Genomic DNA, 22,603 nt, shown 5'->3' on the forward strand with positions numbered 1-22,603 from the left:
TCTCCTTTCAACCGCAATGAATCACGAACTCAAACCAAGGGGAATCCTGAATCCTTTAAAAGGCGACAGGCTTTAGGTAGCACATGAGTTGTCCGGTTTTATGAGCAGTCCGATGGAGGCGGCGGCGCTGACCAGCGCCAATCCGGCGACGGCGCTAGGCCTTAACGATCGCGGCGCCATCGAACTCGGACTTTTGGCGGATCTGGTGGTAGCCGATCGCCAGCCGGTGGCGCGGGTGCGGGCGACATTCCGCGCCGGCCGCATTATCTACAGCGACGGCACGCTGGGCCGGCGCCGGGATGACAGGGCATAAAGTCCAGCCCTGTCAAGCCAGCCCGAACGTCTCCACGGCGCGCATGATACCGCGCAGTTCGGCGAGGCCTTTCAGGCGGCCGATCAGCGAGTAGCCGGGATTGATCCTTGTCTTGCCGATATCGTCGGCGAGCAGATGGCCATGGTCCGGCCGCATCGGGATTTGCCAGTCGGCGCGGCCTTCTCTGTGGCGGCGCGCCTCTTCCTGCATCAGCGCTAGGATGACATGCGCCATGTCGGTGCCACCCTCGAGATGCTCGGCCTCGTAGAACGAGCCGTCCTTCTCGATGGTGATGTTGCGCAGATGGGCGAAATGGATGCGGTCGGCGAATTCCTTGACCATGGCGACAATGTCGTTGTCGGCGCGCGTGCCGTAGGAGCCGGTGCAGAACGTCAGCCCATTGGCCTGGCTGTCGACAGCACTCAAGATGAAGCGCGCATCCTCGGCGGTCGAAACGACGCGCGGCAGGCCGTAGAGCGAGAAGGGCGGGTCGTCAGGATGGATGCACATGCGCACCCCCTCCTCTTCCGCCACAGGAATGATCTCGCGCAGGAACCAGGCGAGGTTGTCGCGCAGTTCCTTCGGCCCGATCCCGTCATAGTCGGCAAGCGCCTCGCGAAAACTATCGCGGTCATACTTGCGCTCTGTCGCCGGCAGGCCGGCGATGAGGTTGCGCTCGATCTGGTCGATCTTCTCGGGCGCCAATTCCTTGAGCCGCTTCTCCGCCTGCGCAATGCGCGCCGGCGTGTAGCTGTCAGCGCCGTTTTTTCGCTTCAGCACGAACAGATCATAGGCGGCGAAATCGATCGCATCGAAACGCAGGGCATAGCCCGTCGTCGGCAGCCGGTAGGCGAGATCGGTGCGGGTCCAGTCGACCACAGGCATGAAATTATAGCAGATCGTGGCGATGCCGGCCTTGGCCAGCGCGCGGATGCTATCGCGATAGTAGCCGGCATAGCGCTCGCGTTCCGGCGCGCCGATCTTGAAGGAATTGTGGACCGGGATGCTCTCGACGACCGACCAGGTCAGTCCGGCCGCCTCGATGATGCGCTTGCGCTCCAGCACTTCGGCTTCAGGCCACGCCCTGCCGTCGTAGATATGGTGAAGCGCCGAGACCACGCCGGTGGCGCCAGCCTGCTTGACATGATCGAGTGTCACCGGATCGTCAGGTCCATACCAGCGCCAGCATTGTTCCATTTTCGGCTTTCCTTCTGCGAGAGGTTGGCAACTTATTGTTGGACCGCGACGGGAGTCGATAGAAAAGGAAGGAGTTTTTAGAAATGACGGATTTCGAGGGCAAGGTGGCCCTGGTGACCGGGACGACCGGCATTGGCCTGGCGACCGCCAGGCGCCTTGCGGCCGGCGGCGCCGCAATCATCGCCTGCGGCATCGACCGCATCGCCAACGCGGCGATGAAAGCCCAGCTGGAAAGCGCTGGAGCAGCAGTGCTGGTCGTCGACACCGACGTCTCCGTCCCCGACCAGGTGCGCGACGCGGTGGCGGCCGGCGTCACAAGATTCGGCGGCCTCGACGTCATCGTCAATTCGGCCGCGGTGCATCCGTACGGAACCGCGACGACGACCGATTGGGAAACCTGGAACCGGGCAATGACCGTCAATGTCGGCTCGATCTATCTGACGGCGCATTTCGGCATTCCGGAAATGATCAAACGGGGCAGCGGCGCCATCGTCAATGTCGCCTCGGTGCAGGGTTTTGCCTGCCAGCAGAACGTCGCCGCCTACGCCACGACCAAGGGCGCCATCCACACGCTGACGCGCTCGCTGGCGCTCGACTATGCGGCGGCGGGCATTCGCGTCAATTCGGTCAGCCCCGGCTCGATCCGCACGCCGATCCTGGAGAAGGCCGCTCGCGGCGAGAGTGGCAGCGATGCCGATGTCGAAGAGGCCTACAAGCGCTTCGGCGCGGCGCATCCGCTCGGCCGCATCGGCGAACCGGAGGAGGTGGCCGAGCTCATCGCCTTCCTGTGCTCGTCGAAAGCCGGTTTCTGCACCGGCGCCGACTACAGGATTGATGGCGGCCTGACGGCAGGCATTGGCGTGAAGTAAGGCTGTGATGGCGTTCTGCACGCTTGCCGGCAATCGCGAACCTTGTCCGATCGCCCTATAGCTTCCACATCCGCCTGGCATTGCCCGACAGCAATTTCATCCTCTCCTCGGGGCTGGCGCCCGCGATCAGCGCGTGCGTCGCCGCCACCCAGGTCGCGAGCCCTCCGCCAAGCGTGCACACCGGCCAGTCGCTGCCCCAGACGACGCGATCCCACCCGAAAGACTCGATCGTGTGTTCGACATAGGGACGCAAGTTCTCGACACTCCACGAGCTGGGGTCCGCATAGGCCACGACGCCCGAAATCTTGCCAGTGACATTGGGGCGCCGCGCGATCTCGGCCATGTGCTCGCGCCATGGGTGCTCGGCGCGGCCTTTGATATCGGGCACGCCGCAATGGTCGAGAACGAACTGGACGTCCGGCGCGAGATCGGCGAGTGCAATCGCGCGTGGAATCTGATGCGGCATGACCACGAGATCGAAGGTCAGCCCGCTGCCGGAAAGCCGCCTGATGTTATCGCGAAACAGCGCACTGTCCGAAAGCTCGTCCGGCATGACATGCAGCACGCGGCGAAACCCCTTGATGAAGGGATCGGCCTGTTGGCGTTCGAGATAGGCGGCAAAGCCGCCCTCTTCTGGACGACACGCGGCAATCGCGCCGCGCAAAAGACTGCCCGCCTGCTGCGACTGCGCCTTGACATGGCTGGTCTCGGCCTCGATGTCGGCTTGATCGACATCGACCTCCATATGCAATGCCGCCTCGATGCCGGCGCGGCGGGCTTGGGTCGCATACTCCTCATGTGGGAAATCGCGATTGAGCGCCGGTGCGCCGGCAAGCCAGGGATAGCGCAGCGCCGACAGATCGATCAGGTGCAGATGGGTGTCAATGATCATGCTTTCCTCGCGAGTCGATTTCGTATCGTCGCCAGATATTCGAGGCCTGGTTCAATGCCGCTTCGGGATCTCTTTGTCCTCGAGCAGCAACGTCAGCCCCATGGCGACGAAGTAGAGCGCCACCACCCAGATGAACATCACGTTGAACCCGCTGGAGTAATGGTCGAGCACCACTTCGCGGATCGCGCCCGGCAGGCTCGACGCGAGATGCGGGGTCAGCCCGTTCAGGCCCTGCGGCAGCAGGGCGGCGGCATCGGCGGGGAGTTCGGCAGTCTGCCGGTTCAGGGCCCAGATCATCACCGCGCCGTTCAGCGCCAGTCCAAGCGATGCTCCGAGCGTCCGTGCCTGGGTGATCAGCGAGGTCACCGCGCCGATGTCCCGCAGGGGTGCCGCCGCCTGGATCGCCACGATCAGCACCTGGAACTGCAGGCCCATGCTGATGCCGAACACAGCCATCATTGTCGCCAGCACCCAGATCGGCGTGTGCTGGTTGGTGACGACGAAGCCCAGCATCAGGAACCCGCCAATAGCCATTGCGACCACCGGCATCCATTTGTAGCGTCCGGTTGCGGCAATCACGCGACCGGCGACGATTGAGATGACCATCGACGTCAGCGACGCCGGCAGGAACAGGAAGCCGACTTCGGCCGGGCTTAGACCCGTCAGCGTCTGCATGTAGAGCGCGAAATAGAAGAACATGCCCAGCGTCACCGTTCCGGCGACCAGCGACACGCCGGAGACGATGCTGACCGTCGAGTTGCCGAACAGCCGCAACGGCACGATCGGTTCTTCCGCCCGGCGCTCGACCATGATGAACAGGACGATGGCGACCAGTGCGACCAGCGGCAGCACGAAGGTGATGAGGTCCGGCCCGGTGGGGTCGAGCACATGATAGCCCCAATAGACGATGGCCGTCGTGCCGATGGCGAGCAGCGCGCCGCCGAGATAGTCGATGTGGTGCTTTCTCTCGTTGAACCGGCTGCGCATGGCGAAGGCCAGCACCGCCATCACGATGATGCCGATCGGCAGGTTGACCAGGAACACCCAGCGCCAGCCGAACAGACTGGTGATGTAGCCGCCGGCCAAGGGACCGAGCACCGACGACAGCGCGAACACCGCCGAACTGTAGCCCTGGTATTTGGCGCGGTCGCGCGGCCCGAACAACTCGCCGATCATGGCGAAGGCCGAGACCATCAGCCCGCCGCCGCCAATGCCCTGCAGCACGCGCGCGGCGATCAGGCTCTCCATCGACCAAGCCATGCCGCAGACCAGGGACCCTACGAGAAACAGGCCGATTGCCGTCAACACGACATTCTTGCGACCATACATATCGCCGAGCTTGCCGTAGAAAGGCGAGACTGCGGCGGTCGACAGCAGATAGGCGGCACCCACCCAGCCGAACAGATGCAGATTGCCGAGTTCACCGGCAATGGTAGGCAAGGCGGTGACGACGATCTGCATGTCGATTGTGGCCATGAACATGGCGATCAACGCACCGAAATAGACGACCAGTGTCGTCAGATCGGGCCTGGCTTCGGCCTCCACGGGCGCCGCATCTGGCAGCGTCTGGTCGACAGTCATCGGGATCTCCGTAGCTCGGGGCGCGATTTATGTGCCCACGACCGAGAGGTGTCAAATAGGCGATAACGCCATGCCTGGACGCAGTCCGTCCGGTTAACAGGGAGAGCCCCAGTGCCGGAGGCGCCCCTCCTTCTCCCGCGCCCCGGCTCCTGCGGGAGGATGTCGACGTGCGGAAGCCTGACCGGAGGCATTGTACACAGAGAGGTTGAGGTCAGCTCGACGCCGTCTTGCCCACCTTTACCGCCGCTGCCTGCTTCGCGCCCATTCCGAGCAGCAGATTGTCGTCGGAGAGTTCGTCTCCGCGCGCCTGCCGGAACAGGTTGAGCATATCGGGAACGTCAAGGCTCTTGCGCTGGTCGCCGGCAATGTCGAAGACGATGGTCCCTTCATGCAGCATGACCGTGCGCGTGCCATGGTCGAGCGCATCACGCATCGAGTGCGTCACCATCAGCGCCGTCAGTCTCTGCTCCTCGACAATCCTGCGTGTGAGTTCCAGAACGAAGGCCGCGGTGCGCGGGTCGAGTGCGGCGGTGTGTTCGTCCAGCAGCAATATCTTCATGCCCGTCAGCGTCGACATCAGCAAACTGACCGCCTGGCGCTGGCCACCCGACAACAATCCCATCGAATCACCAAGCCGGTTCTCCAAGCCTAGGCCCAGCATCGACAATTTTTCGCGAAACAATGAGCGGCGGGAGGCATCGAGCGCGCGGCCGAAGCTCCGCACGCTGCCGCGCGAAAAAGCGAGCGCCATGTTTTCTTCAATCGACAGCCGCTCGCAGGTGCCGGCCATCGGATCCTGGAACACCCGTGCGATCAGCTTCGCCCGCTTCGGTGCCGACCAGCGGGTGACGTCCGTGCCGTCGACGATGATCGAGCCTCGCTCCGGCCTTGCCGTGCCGCTCAGTACATTGAGCAGCGTCGACTTGCCGGCGCCGTTCGAGCCGATGACGGTGACGAACTCGCCTTCGGGGATGGTGAGGTCCAGGCCGCGCAGCGCGCGATGCTCGAGCGGCGTGCCGCGGCCGAAGGTGACGTGAACGTCGCTGAGGCTGATCATGTCGCGCTCCTTTTCAGGAGACTGCGCATCGGATTGACGACCTTGGGCAGGATGAGCGCCATCGCCACCAGAACCGCGGTGACCAGATTGAGGTCGGAGGACTGCAGGCCGAGCCAGCCGGTGTTCAGCGCAAGCGCAATGGCGATGCGATAGCCGATGGCGCCGAAGACGCAGGAGAAGATCGCAATCACGATCGACTTCGTCCGGAATATCGTTTCGCCCAGGATCACGGCGGCAAGGCCGGCGATCGCCGTGCCGGTGCCGACGGTGACATCGGCAAAGCCGGCGGTCTGCGCAAACAGCGCGCCCGCCAGCGCCACCAGCCCATTGGCCATTGCGACGCCGATATAGGTGTGCATCTCGGAGGGAATGCCTTGCGCCTGCGCCATGCGCGGATTGGCGCCGGTGGCGCGCATTGCCAGGCCGAATTCCGAGGTCAGGAAGCGGGCAAGTAACGCGCCGACAACACTGACGATGATCAGCAGCGCCAGCACCTTGAGCGTCGGCCGTCCTGGCAGTCCGGAAGCCTCGACCAGCGGCCGCAACCACGCAAACAGGTCGATCAGCGTCGGCTGGTTCATCAGTGGAATGTTGGGCCTACCCATGATGCGCAGATTGACCGAAAACAGCGCGGTCATGGTGAGAATGCCGGCGAGCAAGTGCAAGATGCCGAAGCGGATGTTCAGCCAGGCGGTGACGACGCCCGCAAGGCAGCCGGCGACGATCGCCGCAAGCGTGCCGGTGATGGGATTGATGCCGCCCGAGATCATCGCCGCGGCGACGGCAGCACCCAGCGGAAACGAGCCGTCAACCGTCAGGTCGGGAAAGTCGAGGACGCGGAACGAAATGTAGACGCCTAGCGCCACGAGCGCGAAGACAAGCCCGATCTCGACAGCGCCGATCAGGGAAATCAGGTTCATGAACCGCTCCGTTGGTCCTAACAGATCAGGCGAGGCGCTTGCGCGCCACGCCTGATCCTTCTGTGCTGCAGGGCGCTTTGGCGCCCGTGCGGTTGTCCTATTCGATGACCTGCTTGGCGCGGTCGCGCACGCTTTTCGGGATCGTCACGCCCATGGCCTCGGCTGCCTTGGCGTTGACCATCAGGTCGGTGCCGGTGGCGTTGCGCACCGCAATGTCGCCCGGCTTTTCGCCCTTGAGCACGCGCACCACGATCGCGCCCGTCTCGAGGCCGACCTGGTAGTAGTCGAAGCCGACGGACGCGATCGCCCCGCGCTTGACGGTGTCGTTCTCGGCCGAGAACACCGGCAGTTTGTTCTCGGCGCCGACGGCCAGGATCGTCTCCAGCGCCGAGATGATGGTGTTGTCGGTCGGCAGATAGATGACATCGACCTTGCCGACCAGGTTCTGCGCCGCACCCGCGACATCGGCCGACTTGGACGCCGGCGCCTCGACGATCTCAAAACCCTTGGCCTTGCCCAGTTCCTTCAGCGCCGCAAGCAAAGCGATGCTGTTCGATTCCGCCGGATTGAAGGGCACGCCGATCTTGGCGGCGGAAGGCAGGAATTCCCGGATCAGGTCGAGCTGCTGCTCAAGCGGCGAGAAGTCGGAAATGCCGGTGACGTTGCCGCCCGGATGGTCGCGGTCGGTGACGATCTGCGCCGAGACAGGATCGGTGACCGCGGTGAAGACCACGGGGATATCCTGCGTCGCCGACACCACAGCCTGCGCCGATGGAGTAGCGATCGCGACGATGACGTTGGGCTTTTCGCCGGCGAATTTCTGCGCGATCTGCGCGGCGGTCGCCGGCTGTCCCTGCGCCGACTCGAACTCGAAGGTCAGATTGTCGCCTTCCTTGTAGCCGGCATCCTCCAGGGCCTTCTTGACGCCGGCGCGCGCCGCGTCCAGCGACGGATGCTCGACGATCGCGGTAACCGCAACGGTGACCTTGTCGGCCGCGAACGCGCTCGCGCAGCCCAAAATCGCCAGCGCCATGACGCCTCCGGCGAGACTTGAGATGAAACCCTTCAATTCTTCCTCCCACTGCTTCTGCTGGACGTCGCCTGACGTTCAGTTGCCAATCGCGAATCTATCGCTTTCCCGGCCGCAAAGCGACCGGAAGCCTTTCGAAATCCTGCTGTCGATGCCCGGCAGCAGCGCCGCCAGGATCGAACGGCGCCCCCGCCCGTCTGATAGCAGGCAGACCGGCTTGCTTGCTAGTTTGATGCTTTATGCCACTCACTTGGGCAGCCAATTGACCGGCGACCTTCGGATCGCCTCAGGAGAACTGAAGACTGACGGAGGGCCGCCACATTGTGGCGGCCCGGTTGGTCAGCTGTTGCCGGCGGCCCGGCGCCTTCGATACTCAGGCACCGGCAATCCGCCCCAGCCCCAATTTTCCAGCTCGACCTCCTCGATGACAACAAAGGTCGCTTCGAGCGGCTTGTGGAGGACGTCGAGCAGCAATTGGCTGACTCCGGCGATCAGCGCGGCCTTCTCCTCAACGGATCGGCCGGCGTGAGTGGGTTTCCTGCTCCTTGCCGCGACATGTTTCGGCAGAGCGCAAAAAAATGGGCCGGTACAACCGGCCCATTTTCAATCAATCCTCCTCAACGGGTGCCGGGGTCGCATCCGGCAGGTTCCGCTGTCCAACCCGGTCGGCAACGAGCATCGAAAGCATCATCTCGACAAGGCCATTGGCAGCCCCCTTCTCGCCACCGCTAGCGCCGATCTGGATCTGCGGCACGAGCGGTAGCCTGCCATTCTCGATCGCCTCGGCGAAGCGCATGAGAACCTGCGAGTTGAGCTGATAGTCCGGGCCGCCGAAGGCCGCGACCTTCTTCTCGGTGGCCTCGGCCTCCGCCAGACCGATGGCGCGCACCTTCTCGGCATCCGCAAAACCGGTCACCTTGATGCGTTCGGCATCTGCAAGCGCGATAGCCTTGATCATGTCGGCCTCGCCCTGGCCGCCGAGGCGCACCTTCTCGGCCTCTGCCTTGGCAGTGACCTGAATGGTTTCCGCCTCCTGGCGGGTGCGGGCGAGTTGCGCCTTACCCTCGTTCTCACTGATCTCGATGGTAAGTGCCGACGTCGTGATCTTGGCTTGCTGTTCGGCGAGCGCCTCCTTCTCACGCAACGTGCGTTCCTGAATGGCTGCCTTCTCCTGCAATTTATAAGTCTCGACCTTTTCGACTGCGATCTGGCGATCGCGCAGCTGGATCAGGATCTGCTCTATGCTGTTCTGGCCATTGGCAGCACGTGGCGTACCAATCAGCACTTCCTGCAGCTCGAGGCTGTAGGTATTGAATTTTTCGCGCATCTCCTCGCCCGATTTGCGCTGGATGTCGCTACGCTCCTGCAAAAGCTGGATCAGCGTCTTTGTCTGGGCGATATTCTTGAAGTAGGCAGAGACCATCGGATCGAGCGTTTGTTCGACCAGGCGCTTGATGTCACCGAACCGCTGCACCACAAGCGGCGCCTTCATATAGTCGATATGCACGACGACGGAGAGCGGCAGCACAGGCTCGAACGCATCCTTGGTGATCAACGACACTTCAGACAGGTTCTCGTCCAGCCTATGTTCGCCAAACTGCTCCTTCGTCCATTTGAGCACGAAGTTGGTAGTCGGCACCGTGATGATTTTGCCGGCATAGGTATTGAACGCATACTTGCCTGGCAGTAGCGGCGTTGACCAGACGCCGCGTGCGCCGATTTCGACCAACTCTCCGTGACGGTATGCCTGCCCGGATATATCCGTGCCGTGGCGGCCGTTATAGGAGACGACGACACCCACCGTGCCAACGTCGATGATCGTCTTCTCGACCAGTTCGACGGTCGCGAAAATGCGATTGAGGAAGTAGCTGCCGTCGGCCAGCACCTGCAACTGCCGGCCACGGTAGCCACCGGCATTGAGAAACTTCTCCGGGTCCTGAAAATTGTTGTGGAAGTTCGGGTCGTTCGGATCGTTGGCGACGGTCGGTGCGATGATCTCGCCGTCCGGTAGGGCCGGACCGTCATGGATGGTGACGATGCCGATCATGTCATCGGCATTATGGATGACGACCGGCTCAAAGCCGCCCCGCTCCGAGATCATGCTGGACATATTGGAAAAAAGGCTTTGTTCCGAGGCACTCAGATTAACGGAATAGATCGACTGGGTGGTCAGCACGATGAATTGTGCGAGATTTATGGCATACGTGCCTTCACGCAAGATCTTGCGTTGCGGTCCTTTCTGTCCGCCTTTTTCGAGAAAGCCGCGCACATCCTGGAAATCATCGGCGTCGGTGTTGGAAGCAAGTGTCTGCGTCGGAGGCAGCGGCTTGCCGTCACGGGCAAAGACGTAGCCGATCTGACCCTGCGGGATAGTGACAAGATTGGCGCGATGCATCGAATATTGGAACGGCATGAAGAAATGCAGGCCACCGCGCACGACTTCCGGCTGGTAGCCCGCCTCACGGTTGAGCGCGATGAACCCATTGCTGATGGAACCGCGAAAACTCCATAGTTTTTCCAGGATTCCGAGCCTGTCGTTTGGGATGTAGCGGACGACGCCGCTCCACCAGAGCAGGATTGCCAGCACGATGACCAGCACGGCGACCTCGATCGCCGTCCATTCGATCGGGCCGAGATATTGTAGGGCTTCCATCTCTTCTCTCCTGTGGGGCGCGCGGGTTCGTTCACCCGACGGCCAGCCGGTTGGTGTTGCTTGACGAAGCGTGGAGATTGCGCACCGACGCGCTCGACCAACTCAAGGGCGTGTCGAACGTTTGGGCTGCTCATTGTATGGGAAAATGACCGCGCGTCCCGAGTCCCCACCGAGGGGAAGCGTAGCCGTGAAATATCTCACATTGGTGTTGCCTTGATAGACACTACGACAAATGACGTAGATATCGCGCCAACAGTTTTAAAGATAGTCCGCACGAAAATTGTAGGAGTATTTCCGACGCTATTTCGAATAGCGTGGTGGTTGGTTTAATAAATTGGCAAGAGCGCGAAATGGCGCCCCCGACGGGCTGGAACCGTCGGCGACCGATCCGGCGGGCTGCCTTGCGCTAGTCGAAGAAACCGGCGTCCTCTTCCTTGAGATACTTCTTCGCTGCCGCGGCATCCATGTCGAGGCCCAATCCCGGAGCTTCGAGCAGGTCGACCATCGAATCCTTCACGATCTGCTTTGGCAGGCCGATGACGATATCCTCCCACCAGGGGTCGGAGGCGCTGGGATATTCGAAGGCGATGTAGTTGGCCGGTAGCGTGGCGCAGACATTGATCAGTGCGCCGAGGCCCAGCAGGCCGTTCGCCGTGCCGTGCGGCGCCATCATGATCGAGTGCATGTAGGCGTGCTCGGCCACCCATTTGAGCTCGGCGATGCCGCCAATGTCGGCGGGGTCGGGGCCGATGACGCGAACCGCCTGGGTCTCGATCAGTTCCTTGAAGTTGTGACGCAGGTAGATCTGCTCGCCCGTATGGATCGGGGTGGACGTCGATGTCGTGAGTTCGCGGTAGGCCTGCGGATTGACCCATGGAACGTAGTCGCCGGTGAGCATATCCTCCAGCCACATCAGATTGTATTTCTCGACGGCCTGCGCAAAGCGGATCGCATCCGGCAGGAACCAGCCGGGGCCGCAATCCAGCGCCAGCGAAACCTTGTCGCCCAGCACCTCCTTCATGGCGATGACGCAGTCTATCATATGCGCCATGCCGCGCTCGCTGATCTGCCCCTGGTCCATCGCGCCATGGTAGATGGGCGGCTGGCGCACGCCGTAATGGAAGTCGGGCACGCTGGTCTTCATATTGGAGTGGAAGCTGATGCCTTGCTTGACCATGAAGAAGTTTTCCGGCCGCTCCATCATCCATTTGACGTCGGCCGCGTAGTCCTCCGGCCTGTCGCCGGTGCGCTTCTTGCGGATCGAGCCGTTATAGACCCGCACCTGGTCGCGGACCTTGCCGCCGAGCAGCTTGTAGACCGGAACGCCTGCCGCCTTGCCGGCAATATCCCACAGCGCGTGCTCGATGGCGCTGACGGCGGCGCCGTAGGGCTTGAACGAGCCGCGCTGGCGGATCTTCAGCATCACGCGCTCGACATCGGTCGGGTCCTCGCCGATCAGCGCGTCGCGGAAATGCAGCACCCAAGGCTTGAGATAGGGTTTGGTGTACTCGACCTCGCCGAGGCCATAGAGGCCCTCGTCGGTGAGGATGCGCACGATGGGGTGCTTGCCGATGACGGCGCACCGGAGATCGGTAATCTTCATGATGTCCTCTATTTCACCGACGAGAAGGCGGTTGGCGCGAGAAACTGGCTGGAAATATTGGCCAGGATCGGGCCATCGCGCTCGGACTCGTCGCGGACCTTGAGCCATGCCGGATCGGTGGTGAAGGCCTTCCATTTCACTTCGCGCTCGGCAAGGGATTCCCAGGCGACGAAATAGGTCAGTCGATTGCTGCTTTCGCCGATCACCGTGGTGAAGAACCCCGCCTGGCGGATGCCGTGCTTATCCCACAGCGCCAAGGTATGGTCGTTGAAACGCTTGAGCAAAGCCGGCAGCCTGCCCGGCAGGCAGTCATAGATACGCAGTTCGTAGGTCATGGTTTCGTCCGTTTCTCTCTTCGCCTCTCCCTTGGGAGAGGTCGACACGAATGGTCGGTCGTTGGCCCCGCGAGCCTGGGGGAATGAGGCCAGGGGGTCCGGGCTAACTCCAGGTCCGGTCCCAGCTATACTCATTGTCCCAATGCTCGGTGGATTGCCATATCCCCGTGACGCCCTCCTGCAGGTGTTGGCTGATGACCTCATCGACGACGTCGTCGATGCCGAGGCCTGGCTTGTCCGGCACCGTGATGAACCCGTCCTTGACCAGCGGCTTGGGCAGACCGGTGACGATGTCGTCCCACCACTCCACTTCGACGCTGTGATATTCGAGCGCCATGAAGTTTTCCGTGGCCACCGCGACATGCGCCGCGGCCATCGCCGCGATCGGGCTTTCCGCCATGTGAATGGCCATGGCAACGCCATGCTCCTGCGCCGCGTCGCCGATCTTCTTGGTCTCGAGGATGCCGCCTGACGTCAGCAGGTCTGGGTGGATGACCGAGATGCCCGCGTTGAGCAGCGGCTCGAACGCTTGCCTGAGGTAGATGTCCTCGCCTGTGCAGATCGGCACCGACGTAGCCTGCTGCAGCTGCCGATACTGTTCGGTGTACTGCCAAGGGATCACGTCTTCGAGCCAGGCCGGTGCGTATTTCTCGATCCGCCGGGCGAGACGGATGCCATCCTGCAGCGAGATGTGGCCGACATGGTCGATGGCGAGCGGAACCTCGTAGCCGATCACCTCGCGGACTTCGTGGATATATTGATCGAGCAGGTCGATGCCCTTTTCGGTGAAGTGGAGACCGGTGAAGGGATGCGGCACGTTCTGCGCATCATAGGCGGCATTGCGCGCCCGCCGCTCGTCGAGCGTGCGCGCCGGACCACGGGCGGCATGGCTGCGGAAACCGTCGAGCACGCCGGCCGGCGCCACCACCGCGCCCGGTATGTGCGAGATCTGCGCCAGCCCGAGGTCCATCTTGAGGAAGGTGAAACCGAGATCCATCCGCGCCTTGAGCCGCTTGCCGGTCTCGGTGCCGCTGGGCTTGTCCGCATCGGTGTCGCAATAGACCCGCACCTTGTCGCGGAACCGTCCGCCGAGCATCTGGTAGATCGGCACGCCATAGGCCTTGCCGGCGAGGTCCCACAGCGCGATCTCGATTGCCGAGACACCGCCACCTTGCCGCCCATGGCCGCCAAATTGCTTGATGCGCCGGAACAGCCTGTCGACGTCACAGGGATTCTCGCCCAGCAACCGGCTCTTCAGCATCAGCGCATAGGTCGCGCTGGCGCCGTCGCGCACCTCGCCCAGGCCGACAATGCCCTGGTTGGTGTAGATCTTGAGCAAAGCCGAGGTGAACGGCGCGCCGACGATCTCGGCGACGCGCAGGTCGGTGATGCGCAGTTCGCTCGGCCTCGAGTTCGTGTTCACCCGATTGAGCGTCTCGCCGGCTGCGTCCGTCTTTAGCATGATCTATCCTCGTTCTGGTTGGCTGCGCTTGGCGGGCCCGCACGCTGCGCCGGGCGAGAGCATTGCTAGCCCAGCTCAATCTCGTGGGCCTGCAGGTACTCGCGGTTCATCTCAACACCCAGACCGGGTTCCGACGTCAGCTTGAGGTTGCCGTTTGACACGTCGAGGGGTCTGTCGATGAGGTGATCGTATTTGCCAAGGTTCCACTCCGACGTCTCGAGCTTGTAGAAGTTGGGAACGGTCATCATCACCTGGGCTCCCGCGACCACATTGATCGGCCCGGCAGCGTCATGCGGCGACACCGGGATGTAGTAGGCTTCGCACAGAGCGGAAATCTTCTTGAGTTCGGTGATGCCGCCGGTCCAGGTCACGTCCGGCATGATGTAATCGGCGAGCTTGTTCTCGAGCACCGGCACGAAATCCCACTTCGTGTGGCCGCGCTCGCCCCACGAGATAGCGGCACTGACTTTCTCGCGCACCTGTTTGAGGGCGTTAAGGCTCTCGGGCGGACAGGGTTCCTCGAACCAGTCGATCTGGCCGGCTTCCTCGAGGCTCCGGCAGAGGCGAATGGCGGTAGGGACGTCGAAGCGACCATGCGCATCGATGAGGACGTCGATGTCGGGGCCTGCCGTTTGGCGGATCAAAGCTGTGAGTTCGGCCGCTTCGCGCTCGTCCTTGCGGGTCATGCTGCCATCGAGGTAGCCGTCCCGCTGCTCGCGCGATTGCCCATCGGCGGTGCGGCCCTGATGCGGGAAAGGATCGAACTTCAGCCCAGTGTGTCCGGACTCGACGATGTCTCGAATTTCGCGAACCACAGCCTCCTTGCTGGTAAACTTGCGTTGGTCAGGATGGGTATAGAGTGCGACCTCATCGCGTACCGGCCCGCCCAGCAGTTCGTAGATCGGCTTGCCAAGGACTTTGCCGCGGATGTCCCACAGAGCTATGTCGATGGCGCTCACGCATTCGACGGCGGCGCCGCGGCTGCCCATATAGGTGAAGCTGCGGAATATCTTGTGCCACAGATACTCGATACGCGCCGGGTCCTCACCGGTCACGGCGGCACCGATCTGCCGCAGGATCGTGCAGAGAGCGCGGTTGGCGAGCCTTGTGGTGGTGGTGATCTCTCCCCAGCCGCTTACCCCCTCGTTGGTCGTCACTTCGACGAACAGGAACTCTCCCCAGTAAGAAGCACCGGACTTGATCAGCCACGGCCGAACGCTCGTGATTTTCATCTCAACTGCCTTTATGTGAACTGGATCGGGATAGCGGCGTTCCGGACCGGATATTCTATCCCGCCCGAGCGGCGCTGCGCGCGCGCATGTGTTCAAGGACATGCCGGCCGGAGCCTTCGACATGGCGCGCAATGAGTTCGGCTGCCTCGTCGGCATTTCCCGCTTTTACATGGGCGATGAGCTCGCGGTGCTCCCGAAGGATCGCGGCACGCCGGGCGAGCGTGAAATTGAAACGCCGGCTCACAGCCCGCAGCACTTCGCGATGCTTCCACCAAAGCTCGGCGGCATGGCGGTTGTAGTGCCTTTGGTACATCACGGTGTGAAAGGCGGTATCCAACTCGCTGTGCCTGAACGTGTCGGCAAAATTGTTCTCTTCAATCAGGCCTTGGATACGTTCGAGTTCGGCAATGTCCTCGACGGTAGCCATATTCACAAACCATCGCGTCAGTGCTGGCTCGATCAGGACTCCGATCTCGTAGATATCCCGGACAAAATCCTGGTCTATAGGCCGCACGCGCGCCCCACGGTTGGCAACAAAGGTGACAAAGCCCTCGCCCCGCAGCAGCTGCAGAGCCTCGCGCACGGGGTTGGTCGAGGTACCGTGACGCCGGGCGAGATCGGTGACCACAAGCCGTTCGTTGGCGGCGAGCCGCCCCTCGATGATGTCTTCCCTGATCAGTTGATAAAGCGAAGCGCCCTCGCTGGAGGCCCCGATAGGGTCGATCCCTTCGGGTGGCTCTGCTTTGAAATCGCTTGCTTCGGCCAAGGTTGCCCCCAAATCAATACACGCTTTGATCGATATCACGCACGGTTTCCATAAACAATGTACGATTTGGCGCGTTGACAGACAATCCACGATCTGAAAACGTATGAAGCGCTCGAAGGGATACATCGAACGGCACGTTCGGCCACCGACGAGCAGGACCGCTCGCCTCGACGCAGAGCGGCGTGGGAGAGAAACCTGGAGGATACCCTATGACGAGGATTTCACTCGGCGGTGCCGTCCTGCGCGGCACTGTCTCCACTGCTTTGATGGTATCGTTGATGTCCGCATCGGCGCTGGGTGCGGCGCCGGTCGACTTGAGCAAGTGGTCGCCGGAATATGTGCGCTCCATTGCGGGCACGCAGGATTTCGACACGGCCGCCGATTGCGGCAAGGTCACCCCTCTAGACTACAAAGGGCGACTGACTTTCTGGTATCAGGGCGTGTTCGAGGGTGACCCCGACCTCCTACGCCAGTACTACAAGGATTTCTTCGAAACCTTCCGCAAGACCTATCCGAACATCCAGCTGGAAGAACAAGCCCTCACCTACAACGATCTCCTCGACAAGTTCCGCACGGCGCTCCTTGGCAATGCCGCGCCGATGGCGGTTCGCCTTCAGATTCTGGGCGGCACCGAGTTCGCCTCAAAAGGCTATCTGCAGCCGCTCAAGCCCGAGGATGTCGGATATTCGACCGAGGATTTCTGGCCCGGCGCCATGAAGGCCGTTACTTGGGACGGCGTGACTTACGGCATTCCAACCAACAACGAGACAATGGCGTTCATCTGGAACGCCGACATATTCAAGCGTGCCGGCCTCGATCCGGACAAGGCCCCGGCAACCTGGGATGACGTCGTCAAGTATTCCAAGCAGATCCATGACAAGCTCGGCATTGCCGGTTACGGCCTCGTCGCCCGCAAGAATGCCGGCAACACGCCGTACCGCTTCATGCCGCAGCTGTGGGCCTATGGCGGCGGCGTCTTCGACGAAGCCTCGGCAAACCCGACCTACAAGGAGATCGAACTCAACAGCCCGCAAAGCAAGGCGGCGCTGCAGGCATCCTACGACATGTATGTTCGCGACAAATCGGTTCCGGTTTCGGCACTCACCAACCAGCAGGCCGACAACCAGCCCCTGTTCCTGGCCGGCCAGCTTGGCATGATGATCTCGCACCCGTCCGACTATAACGTCATGCTCGATCTGCAGAAGAAGGCGACCGGCACCGACAAGGACAAGGCGCAGACCGTCATCGACAACATGCGCTACGGACTGATTCCGACCGGCCCGGACGGCAAGCGCGCAGTCGTGTTCGGCGGCTCGAACATTCACATCCTCAAGCCCGAATATGTCGAGGGCGGCAAGGTCGACGAGCCGGCCGCGAAGGCAATCATCTGCATGTGGACCAGCCCGGAATGGTCGCTGAAGATGGCCTACGCCGGCTCAAACCCGGGCAACCTCAACGGCTTCAAGACCAAATGGATGAAGGAACGTCTGGACAACATCAAGTTCCTTGATGTCACGACCTCGATGCTGCCATACGGCATCCCGTTCCCGGCGCTGCCGCAGTCCCCCGAGATCATGAACATCATCGTCCCGGACATGCTGCAGAATGCCCTGACCGGGGCGATGACCGTCGATCAAGCAGCGGACGACGCGGCCAAGAGGGTGAAAGAGCTGATGGGCGGCGGACTCTAGGCGAAGCCTGACCTGCGATCCACCGGCTGCACCGAGAGTGCAGCCGGTTCGTTCCGAAGAACAAGGGCACGCCAAAGTGACGATCGTGACCGGCAAGACCGGGGCTCGGCAAGAGTTGCGGCCCGCTCGTTGGAGCCTGCTGCTGCAAAAGATCTGGGAGCATCGCGCAGACTACGCGTATGTGCTGCCTGCGATCGTCGTGATGCTCATCGTCATCGCTTACCCAATCTACTACACGGTCGAGCTGTCGTTCTTTAATACGCCGCCCGGTCTGCAGCTTCGCGACAAGATCTTCATCGGCTTCGACAACTACACGGCCATCCTCACAAGTCAGGTGTTCTGGAAGGTCACGTGGAACACTCTTGTCTGGACATTGGCATCCACTTTCATCTCCTTCGCCCTCGGCTTTGCCGCCGCGCTGGCGCTCCACCGCGACTTTGTCGGCCGTGGTGTGTTGCGCGCTATCCTGATCATTCCCTGGGTGATCAGCGCGGTCGCCGCGTCCTATATCTGGAAGTGGATCTACCATTCGGATTTCGGCATCATCGGCGCAGTGCTGGTCGGCCTCGGATTGACCGACCGGCCGCCGAACTTCATCGACAGCGTCAGCACGGTGTTGCCCTCCCTGATCGTCGTCAATATCTGGCGCGAGTTTCCGTTTGCCATGATCATGATGATGGCCGGCCTGCAGACAGTCCCGGACCAGTTGCTGCGCGCCGCCAAAGTCGACGGGGCCAATGCGTGGCAGCGCTTCTGGCACGTCACCTTCCCGCACCTGAGAGACGTCTCGACGGTGACGATCTTGCTACTCGCAGTGGCCAACTTCAATTCCTTCATCATCCCGTGGATCATGACCGGCGGCGGGCCGTCCAACGCATCACATATCTGGATCACCCATATTTATGAGCTCGCCTTCGGCCGGCAGCGCTGGGGGGTGGCTTCGGCCTATTCGGTGCTCCTGTTCCTGTTCATGATGACACTGGGTTACTTCTACGTCCGCGCGCTGAGCGGCAACGAGCGCAAAGAGGCGAACTCATGAGCACGATTGCCGAGACTGCTTCTCGAAGCCGGTCCTGTCGCCGTGGGGGCGTCGACGGATGGCGGTGGGCCGGACGCATCTTCCTCGTGTTCATGCTGCTCTACACAGCGTTGCCGATGGTCTGGATGCTGATCACTTCCATCAAATCCGGGTTCGCGGCGATGCAATTCCCGCCGCAATGGTGGCCCGACGAACCCACCCTCGCCAGCTACCAGAAGCTGCTCGATCCGCAGAACAGTGTCGGCCAGGACTTCCTCCGCTTCTTCTGGAACAGCCTTTTCGTGTCGACCGCCACGACAATCCTTTCGGTGATCGTGGCTGTCCCTGCAGCCTACGCGTTTTCGCGCTTCCGTTTCCCCGGCCGGAACTTCCTGTTCTTCACCGTGCTGCTGCGCAACATGTTCCCGGCGGTGATCTTTCTGGTGCCGCTCTTCATCCTGATGCGCATGCTCGGGCTGGTGAACACGCATGGATCGCTCATCCTCACCTACCTCACATTCGGTTTGCCGCTGGCGATCTGGCTGCTCAAGGGCTTCTACGACAACATTCCGGTGCAGCTCGAACAGGCAGCGCGCATCGATGGGGCAACCCGGTTCCAGGCCTTTATCCTGATCGTGATGCCGCTCTCGACACCGGGGATCATCGCAACGGCGATCTATTCCTTTATCGGCGCGTGGAACGAGTACATCTACGCCTATACCTTCCTGTCGAAGAACGAGCAGTTGACGCTGCCGGTCGGTATCCAGCGCTTCTTCTCGGAAAACACGACGGACTTTCCCGGCCTGATGGCCGCCAGCTTCATGATGAGCGTGCCCGTCGTGGTGCTGTTCCTCGTCCTGCAACGATACTTCGTACGCGCCCTTACAGAAGGCGCGGTCAAGCACTAGGGAGCTGCCGATGGCCCACGTGGTCCTCAAAGATCTGATCAAGACCTATGGCAGCTTCAAAGCCGTCAACAATGTCTCGCTGACGGTCAATGACGGCGAATTCGTTGCGCTCGTCGGCCCCTCAGGCTGCGGCAAAACGACGACGCTCAATCTCATCGCCGGGCTGATCCCGATAACGTCGGGCGATATCTTCATCGGCGACCGGGTGGTCAACGGCCTCGACCCCAAGGACCGGGACATCGCAATGGTGTTCCAGAACTACGCGCTCTATCCGCAAAAGTCGGTCTATATGAACCTCGCCTTCCCGCTGCAAATGCGCAAGCTGCCCAGGGACGAGATCGACAAGAAGGTCAGGGAAGCGGCGAAGGTGCTCGACATGACGCAGTTGCTCGAGCGCAAGCCACGCGAACTCTCGGGCGGGCAACAACAGCGCGTGGCCCTGGGTCGCGCCCTGGTTCGAGATCCGGCGGTATTCCTGATGGACGAACCGCTCTCCAATCTCGACGCAAAGCTGCGCGTGCAGATGCGGTCCGAAATCAAGCGGTTCCACCAGGACCTCAAGGCAACGATTGTCTATGTGACGCACGACCAGCTCGAGGCCGTGACGATGGCCGACAGGATGGCTGTGATGAACGGCGGCTTCCTGCAGCAATACGATTCGCCGGCGCAAGTTTTCGCCCATCCCGCCAACATGTTCGTCGCGAGCTTCGTCGGCAGCCCGGCGATGAGTCTTATCCCGCTAGAGGTATCGACCGCAAACGGCGGCACCGTTCTGACGAGCGCCGAAGGCTGGAGCCTCCCGCTGTCGCAACTCAACGCGCGCAAGGTTCTGGGAGCAACCACGAGGAAGATCGTGCTCGGCGCGCGACATTCGACGATCAAGCTGCACAAGAGCGCTGCCCCCGGCGCCATTCCGGCCAAGGCCTATACGGTGGAACCAACCGGAGACGTCACCTTCGTGCAGGCGTTCCTCTCCGGCGCGATCGTCAACATCAGCGTGTCTCCCAACATCGCCGTCACACCCGACGAGCACATCTGGCTCGAGTTCGATCAGGAACGCATCCATCTGTTCGACGGCGAAACGGAGATGGCCCTCCAGGCCGATTGAGACAGGGGGATGCGTGGGGGAATGCGTGTGAATGACCACGAAGCTTAAGATCACGGCGATCAAGCCTTATCCGGTGTGGGTGGGAACGCGCAACCAGATGCTCGTCAAGGTCGAGACCGACCAGGGCATATGCGGCTGGGGCGAGAGCGGCTTGAGCGGTCGCGAAAAGGCCGTGGCCGGCGCGCTCGAGCACTATCGCGAATTTCTCATCGGCCGCGACCCGATGCAGATCGGGCGGATCTGGCAGGAGGTCTATCGCAGCCAGTACTTCGAAGGCGGACGCGTTCTGCAGGCGGCAATTTCCGCCATCGACATTGCCCTTCACGACATCAAGGGCAAGGCGCTGGGGGTGCCGGTCTACCAGCTGCTCGGCGGCAAACAGCGCGACCGCATCCCCACCTTCGCCTCGACCGGAGATGAGGCCGAGGGCGATGTTGCCGTCGAGCGAGCCCGGGAACTGTGCTCACAGGGGTGGCAGGCGATCCGCTTCTTCCCCGCCGGGCAAAGCAGCAAGGACATCTTCGAGCCACGCGAGTCGATCGGCGCTACCGCGAGGATGCTGAACAAGGCACGCGAGGCGCTGGGCGACGAGGTGGTCCTTGGTATCGACTATCATCATCGGCTGTCGGTGGCCGAGGCGGCGAGCTTCTGCAACAAGCTCGGCCGTGGCGTGCTCGATTTTCTTGAGGAGCCGATACGCGACGAGACACCGGAGGCTTACGAATCGCTGCGCACGATGACCGACATCCCGTTCGCCATCGGCGAGGAATTTGCCAGCAAATGGCAGTTCCTGCCCTACATCGAGCGCGGCATCCACCAGTTCAACCGGCTCGATGTCTGCAATGTCGGCGGGCTCACCGAGGCGATGAAGGTGGCTGGCTGGAGCGAGGCGCACTATGTCGACCTGATGCCGCACAATCCCCTTGGCCCGGTGTGCACGGCCGCGACCATCCATCTCGCCGCGGCGGTGCCGAATTTCGCCTGGCTCGAGACCAGGGCGCCGGAAAGGAAGCTGGGCTTCGACAATTCCGAGTTCTTTCCCGTGCAACCACGGCTGGACGGCCCCGATTATCCGGTCAGCGATTTGCCGGGACTGGGCGTCGAGATCAACGAGGCGGCGATCCAGGCGCAGAGCTTCCGCTTCTGGGAAGCGCCGCACCTCAGGCGTCGCGACGGGTCTGTCACGAACTGGTAGTTTCCTTTCAACCGGAGTCCACAATGACGCATACCCCCGACATCACGCGGCCGCCAAAAGACCTGATCGACGCGCTAAGGGAGATCGGCGCCGCGACGGTTGCCGGCACGCTTGGCCACATGGGCTTCCGCAATCCGCACATGGTCGGTCCGGTGGCGCAGAACCACGGCAAGTCGATCGTCGGGCCGGCGCTGACGCTGCAATTCCTGCCGCAGCGGCCCGACCTCTTCAATGAGGGAGAATATGCCGATCCGGAGACGCAGTTGCACCGCCACGTGCTCTATCATGCCCAGGAGGGCGACGTGGTCGTGGTCGACGCGCGCGGCGACATGAGCTCCGGCGTCTTCGGCGATATGATGTCGACTTATTTCAAGGGCAGAGGCGGCGCGGGCATCGTCATCGACGGGTGCATGCGCGACCGGCCCAATGTCGAGAAGCTCGATCTGCCTTTGTGGCTGCGCGGCTGGACGCCCAACTACCATGTGCAAACCAGCATCTACCCCAATGCCGTCAACGTGCCGATTGCCTGTGGCGGTGTCACGGTGATCCCCGGCGACATCATCGTCGCCGACGATGATGGCGCCGTGGTTGTTCCCGTCTCGATGGCGTCCAAGGTGATCGAAGAGGCAAAGAAGCATCACGACTGGGAAGAGTTCTCGCGTGAGAAGCTGATGCAGGGCGCCCCGCTGCAGCGTTACTATCCGCTGCATGACGACGCCCGTGGCGAATATGAGGAATGGCGCAAAGCCAATCGATAAGAATTGCAGGCGACC

At 62.0% G+C, this 22,603-nt stretch carries 21 protein-coding genes; 8 read left to right on the top strand and 13 right to left on the bottom strand.

The genetic code is table 11. The annotated features are described in order from the left end of the window. Positions 1-100 precede the first annotated feature (100 nt). The gene (locus FJV77_RS10735) at positions 101-313 is read left to right on the top strand and encodes an amidohydrolase family protein (protein WP_348643820.1); all 213 of its coding nucleotides are present in this window, start codon (positions 101-103) and stop codon (positions 311-313) included. A gap of 12 nt (positions 314-325) precedes the next feature. Here the strand turns inward: FJV77_RS10735 and uxuA are convergent, their stop codons facing one another. Then, positions 326-1,510 carry a mannonate dehydratase gene (uxuA, locus tag FJV77_RS10740; RefSeq protein ID WP_142866787.1) on the bottom strand — a complete coding sequence of 395 codons (1,185 nt, stop codon included), beginning with the start codon at positions 1,508-1,510 and terminating at the stop codon, positions 326-328. An 83-nt stretch (positions 1,511-1,593) separates the two neighbouring features. Here uxuA and FJV77_RS10745 point away from each other — a divergent pair, with 83 nt between their 5' ends. Continuing rightward, positions 1,594-2,379: an SDR family oxidoreductase gene (locus tag FJV77_RS10745; protein WP_142866788.1), complete on the top strand. Its 786-nt coding sequence runs from the start codon at positions 1,594-1,596 to the stop codon at positions 2,377-2,379. 55 nt (positions 2,380-2,434) lie between these two features. Here the strand turns inward: FJV77_RS10745 and FJV77_RS10750 are convergent, their stop codons facing one another. The 12 genes from FJV77_RS10750 to FJV77_RS10805 all read right to left on the bottom strand — a co-directional run bounded on the left by FJV77_RS10750 (position 2,435) and on the right by FJV77_RS10805 (position 15,910). After that, positions 2,435-3,271, bottom strand: a complete 837-nt coding sequence (locus tag FJV77_RS10750; protein ID WP_142866789.1) for an amidohydrolase — start codon at positions 3,269-3,271, stop codon at positions 2,435-2,437. A 51-nt stretch (positions 3,272-3,322) separates the two neighbouring features. Further along, positions 3,323-4,852: an MDR family MFS transporter gene (locus tag FJV77_RS10755; RefSeq protein WP_142866790.1), complete on the bottom strand. Its 1,530-nt coding sequence runs from the start codon at positions 4,850-4,852 to the stop codon at positions 3,323-3,325. A 211-nt stretch (positions 4,853-5,063) separates the two neighbouring features. Then, entirely contained in the window at positions 5,064-5,909 is an 846-nt protein-coding gene (locus tag FJV77_RS10760) for an ABC transporter ATP-binding protein (RefSeq protein ID WP_142866791.1), read from the bottom strand. Next, positions 5,906-6,829 carry an ABC transporter permease gene (locus FJV77_RS10765; RefSeq protein WP_142866792.1) on the bottom strand — a complete coding sequence of 308 codons (924 nt, stop codon included), beginning with the start codon at positions 6,827-6,829 and terminating at the stop codon, positions 5,906-5,908. Before FJV77_RS10765 ends, FJV77_RS10760 begins: the two co-directional genes overlap by 4 nt. Before the next feature lie 97 nt (positions 6,830-6,926). Then, on the bottom strand, positions 6,927-7,862 hold the full coding sequence (locus tag FJV77_RS10770) for an ABC transporter substrate-binding protein (protein WP_142866957.1): 936 nt from the start codon (positions 7,860-7,862) through the stop codon (positions 6,927-6,929). Between the two features lie 336 nt (positions 7,863-8,198). Further along, positions 8,199-8,426 carry a 4-oxalocrotonate tautomerase family protein gene (locus FJV77_RS10775; protein WP_142866793.1) on the bottom strand — a complete coding sequence of 76 codons (228 nt, stop codon included), beginning with the start codon at positions 8,424-8,426 and terminating at the stop codon, positions 8,199-8,201. Positions 8,427-8,466: 40 nt separating this feature from the next. Then, entirely contained in the window at positions 8,467-10,512 is a 2,046-nt protein-coding gene (locus tag FJV77_RS10780) for a flotillin family protein (protein ID WP_142866794.1), read from the bottom strand. Between the two features lie 406 nt (positions 10,513-10,918). After that, positions 10,919-12,115 (bottom strand): mandelate racemase/muconate lactonizing enzyme family protein, encoded by a 1,197-nt coding sequence (locus FJV77_RS10785; RefSeq protein WP_142866795.1) that lies wholly within the window; start codon positions 12,113-12,115, stop codon positions 10,919-10,921. Between the two features lie 8 nt (positions 12,116-12,123). Continuing rightward, positions 12,124-12,450: an NIPSNAP family protein gene (locus tag FJV77_RS10790; RefSeq protein ID WP_142866796.1), complete on the bottom strand. Its 327-nt coding sequence runs from the start codon at positions 12,448-12,450 to the stop codon at positions 12,124-12,126. 103 nt (positions 12,451-12,553) lie between these two features. Beyond that, a complete protein-coding gene (locus tag FJV77_RS10795; RefSeq protein ID WP_142866797.1) occupies positions 12,554-13,912 on the bottom strand; it encodes a mandelate racemase/muconate lactonizing enzyme family protein in 1,359 nt (452 codons plus the stop codon). A gap of 65 nt (positions 13,913-13,977) precedes the next feature. Then, complete coding sequence (locus FJV77_RS10800; protein WP_142866798.1) at positions 13,978-15,144, bottom strand: mandelate racemase/muconate lactonizing enzyme family protein; 1,167 nt, start codon at positions 15,142-15,144, stop codon at positions 13,978-13,980. 55 nt (positions 15,145-15,199) lie between these two features. After that, positions 15,200-15,910 carry a GntR family transcriptional regulator gene (locus FJV77_RS10805; protein WP_112562095.1) on the bottom strand — a complete coding sequence of 237 codons (711 nt, stop codon included), beginning with the start codon at positions 15,908-15,910 and terminating at the stop codon, positions 15,200-15,202. A 209-nt stretch (positions 15,911-16,119) separates the two neighbouring features. On the opposite strand from FJV77_RS10805, the gene FJV77_RS10810 reads away from it, so the two are divergent. The 6 genes from FJV77_RS10810 to FJV77_RS10835 all read left to right on the top strand — a co-directional run bounded on the left by FJV77_RS10810 (position 16,120) and on the right by FJV77_RS10835 (position 22,588). Then, positions 16,120-17,601: a sugar ABC transporter substrate-binding protein gene (locus FJV77_RS10810; RefSeq protein ID WP_142866799.1), complete on the top strand. Its 1,482-nt coding sequence runs from the start codon at positions 16,120-16,122 to the stop codon at positions 17,599-17,601. A 76-nt stretch (positions 17,602-17,677) separates the two neighbouring features. Further along, on the top strand, positions 17,678-18,640 hold the full coding sequence (locus FJV77_RS10815) for a sugar ABC transporter permease (RefSeq protein WP_142866800.1): 963 nt from the start codon (positions 17,678-17,680) through the stop codon (positions 18,638-18,640). Continuing rightward, the gene (locus FJV77_RS10820) at positions 18,637-19,527 is read left to right on the top strand and encodes a carbohydrate ABC transporter permease (RefSeq protein ID WP_142866801.1); all 891 of its coding nucleotides are present in this window, start codon (positions 18,637-18,639) and stop codon (positions 19,525-19,527) included. The genes FJV77_RS10815 and FJV77_RS10820 overlap by 4 nt, the downstream gene beginning before the upstream one ends. Positions 19,528-19,537: 10 nt before the next feature. Beyond that, positions 19,538-20,635: an ABC transporter ATP-binding protein gene (locus FJV77_RS10825; protein WP_142866802.1), complete on the top strand. Its 1,098-nt coding sequence runs from the start codon at positions 19,538-19,540 to the stop codon at positions 20,633-20,635. 31 nt (positions 20,636-20,666) lie between these two features. After that, a complete protein-coding gene (locus tag FJV77_RS10830) occupies positions 20,667-21,830 on the top strand; it encodes a mandelate racemase/muconate lactonizing enzyme family protein (RefSeq protein WP_142866803.1) in 1,164 nt (387 codons plus the stop codon). 23 nt (positions 21,831-21,853) lie between these two features. Continuing rightward, the gene (locus tag FJV77_RS10835; RefSeq protein WP_142866804.1) at positions 21,854-22,588 is read left to right on the top strand and encodes a ribonuclease activity regulator RraA; all 735 of its coding nucleotides are present in this window, start codon (positions 21,854-21,856) and stop codon (positions 22,586-22,588) included. Positions 22,589-22,603 lie beyond the last annotated feature (15 nt).

Source organism: Mesorhizobium sp. WSM4306, assembly GCF_007003975.1.
Taxonomy (GTDB): domain Bacteria; phylum Pseudomonadota; class Alphaproteobacteria; order Rhizobiales; family Rhizobiaceae; genus Mesorhizobium.

What these genes read in the sequence shown, in the direction of transcription:
- FJV77_RS10785 (WP_142866795.1), bottom strand. Translation starts at nt 12,115, where the DNA reads ATGAAGATTACCGATCTCCGGTGCGCCGTCATCGGCAAGCACCCCATC.
- FJV77_RS10750 (WP_142866789.1), bottom strand. Translation starts at nt 3,271, where the DNA reads ATGATCATTGACACCCATCTGCACCTGATCGATCTGTCGGCGCTGCGC.
- FJV77_RS10820 (WP_142866801.1), top strand. Translation starts at nt 18,637, where the DNA reads ATGAGCACGATTGCCGAGACTGCTTCTCGAAGCCGGTCCTGTCGCCGT.
- FJV77_RS10800 (WP_142866798.1), bottom strand. Translation starts at nt 15,144, where the DNA reads ATGAAAATCACGAGCGTTCGGCCGTGGCTGATCAAGTCCGGTGCTTCT.
- FJV77_RS10755 (WP_142866790.1), bottom strand. Translation starts at nt 4,852, where the DNA reads ATGACTGTCGACCAGACGCTGCCAGATGCGGCGCCCGTGGAGGCCGAA.
- FJV77_RS10760 (WP_142866791.1), bottom strand. Translation starts at nt 5,909, where the DNA reads ATGATCAGCCTCAGCGACGTTCACGTCACCTTCGGCCGCGGCACGCCG.
- FJV77_RS10735 (WP_348643820.1), top strand. Translation starts at nt 101, where the DNA reads ATGAGCAGTCCGATGGAGGCGGCGGCGCTGACCAGCGCCAATCCGGCG.
- FJV77_RS10770 (WP_142866957.1), bottom strand. Translation starts at nt 7,862, where the DNA reads ATGGCGCTGGCGATTTTGGGCTGCGCGAGCGCGTTCGCGGCCGACAAG.
- FJV77_RS10765 (WP_142866792.1), bottom strand. Translation starts at nt 6,829, where the DNA reads ATGAACCTGATTTCCCTGATCGGCGCTGTCGAGATCGGGCTTGTCTTC.
- FJV77_RS10780 (WP_142866794.1), bottom strand. Translation starts at nt 10,512, where the DNA reads ATGGAAGCCCTACAATATCTCGGCCCGATCGAATGGACGGCGATCGAG.
- FJV77_RS10790 (WP_142866796.1), bottom strand. Translation starts at nt 12,450, where the DNA reads ATGACCTACGAACTGCGTATCTATGACTGCCTGCCGGGCAGGCTGCCG.
- FJV77_RS10745 (WP_142866788.1), top strand. Translation starts at nt 1,594, where the DNA reads ATGACGGATTTCGAGGGCAAGGTGGCCCTGGTGACCGGGACGACCGGC.
- FJV77_RS10810 (WP_142866799.1), top strand. Translation starts at nt 16,120, where the DNA reads ATGACGAGGATTTCACTCGGCGGTGCCGTCCTGCGCGGCACTGTCTCC.
- FJV77_RS10795 (WP_142866797.1), bottom strand. Translation starts at nt 13,912, where the DNA reads ATGCTAAAGACGGACGCAGCCGGCGAGACGCTCAATCGGGTGAACACG.
- uxuA (WP_142866787.1), bottom strand. Translation starts at nt 1,510, where the DNA reads ATGGAACAATGCTGGCGCTGGTATGGACCTGACGATCCGGTGACACTC.
- FJV77_RS10825 (WP_142866802.1), top strand. Translation starts at nt 19,538, where the DNA reads ATGGCCCACGTGGTCCTCAAAGATCTGATCAAGACCTATGGCAGCTTC.
- FJV77_RS10830 (WP_142866803.1), top strand. Translation starts at nt 20,667, where the DNA reads ATGACCACGAAGCTTAAGATCACGGCGATCAAGCCTTATCCGGTGTGG.
- FJV77_RS10835 (WP_142866804.1), top strand. Translation starts at nt 21,854, where the DNA reads ATGACGCATACCCCCGACATCACGCGGCCGCCAAAAGACCTGATCGAC.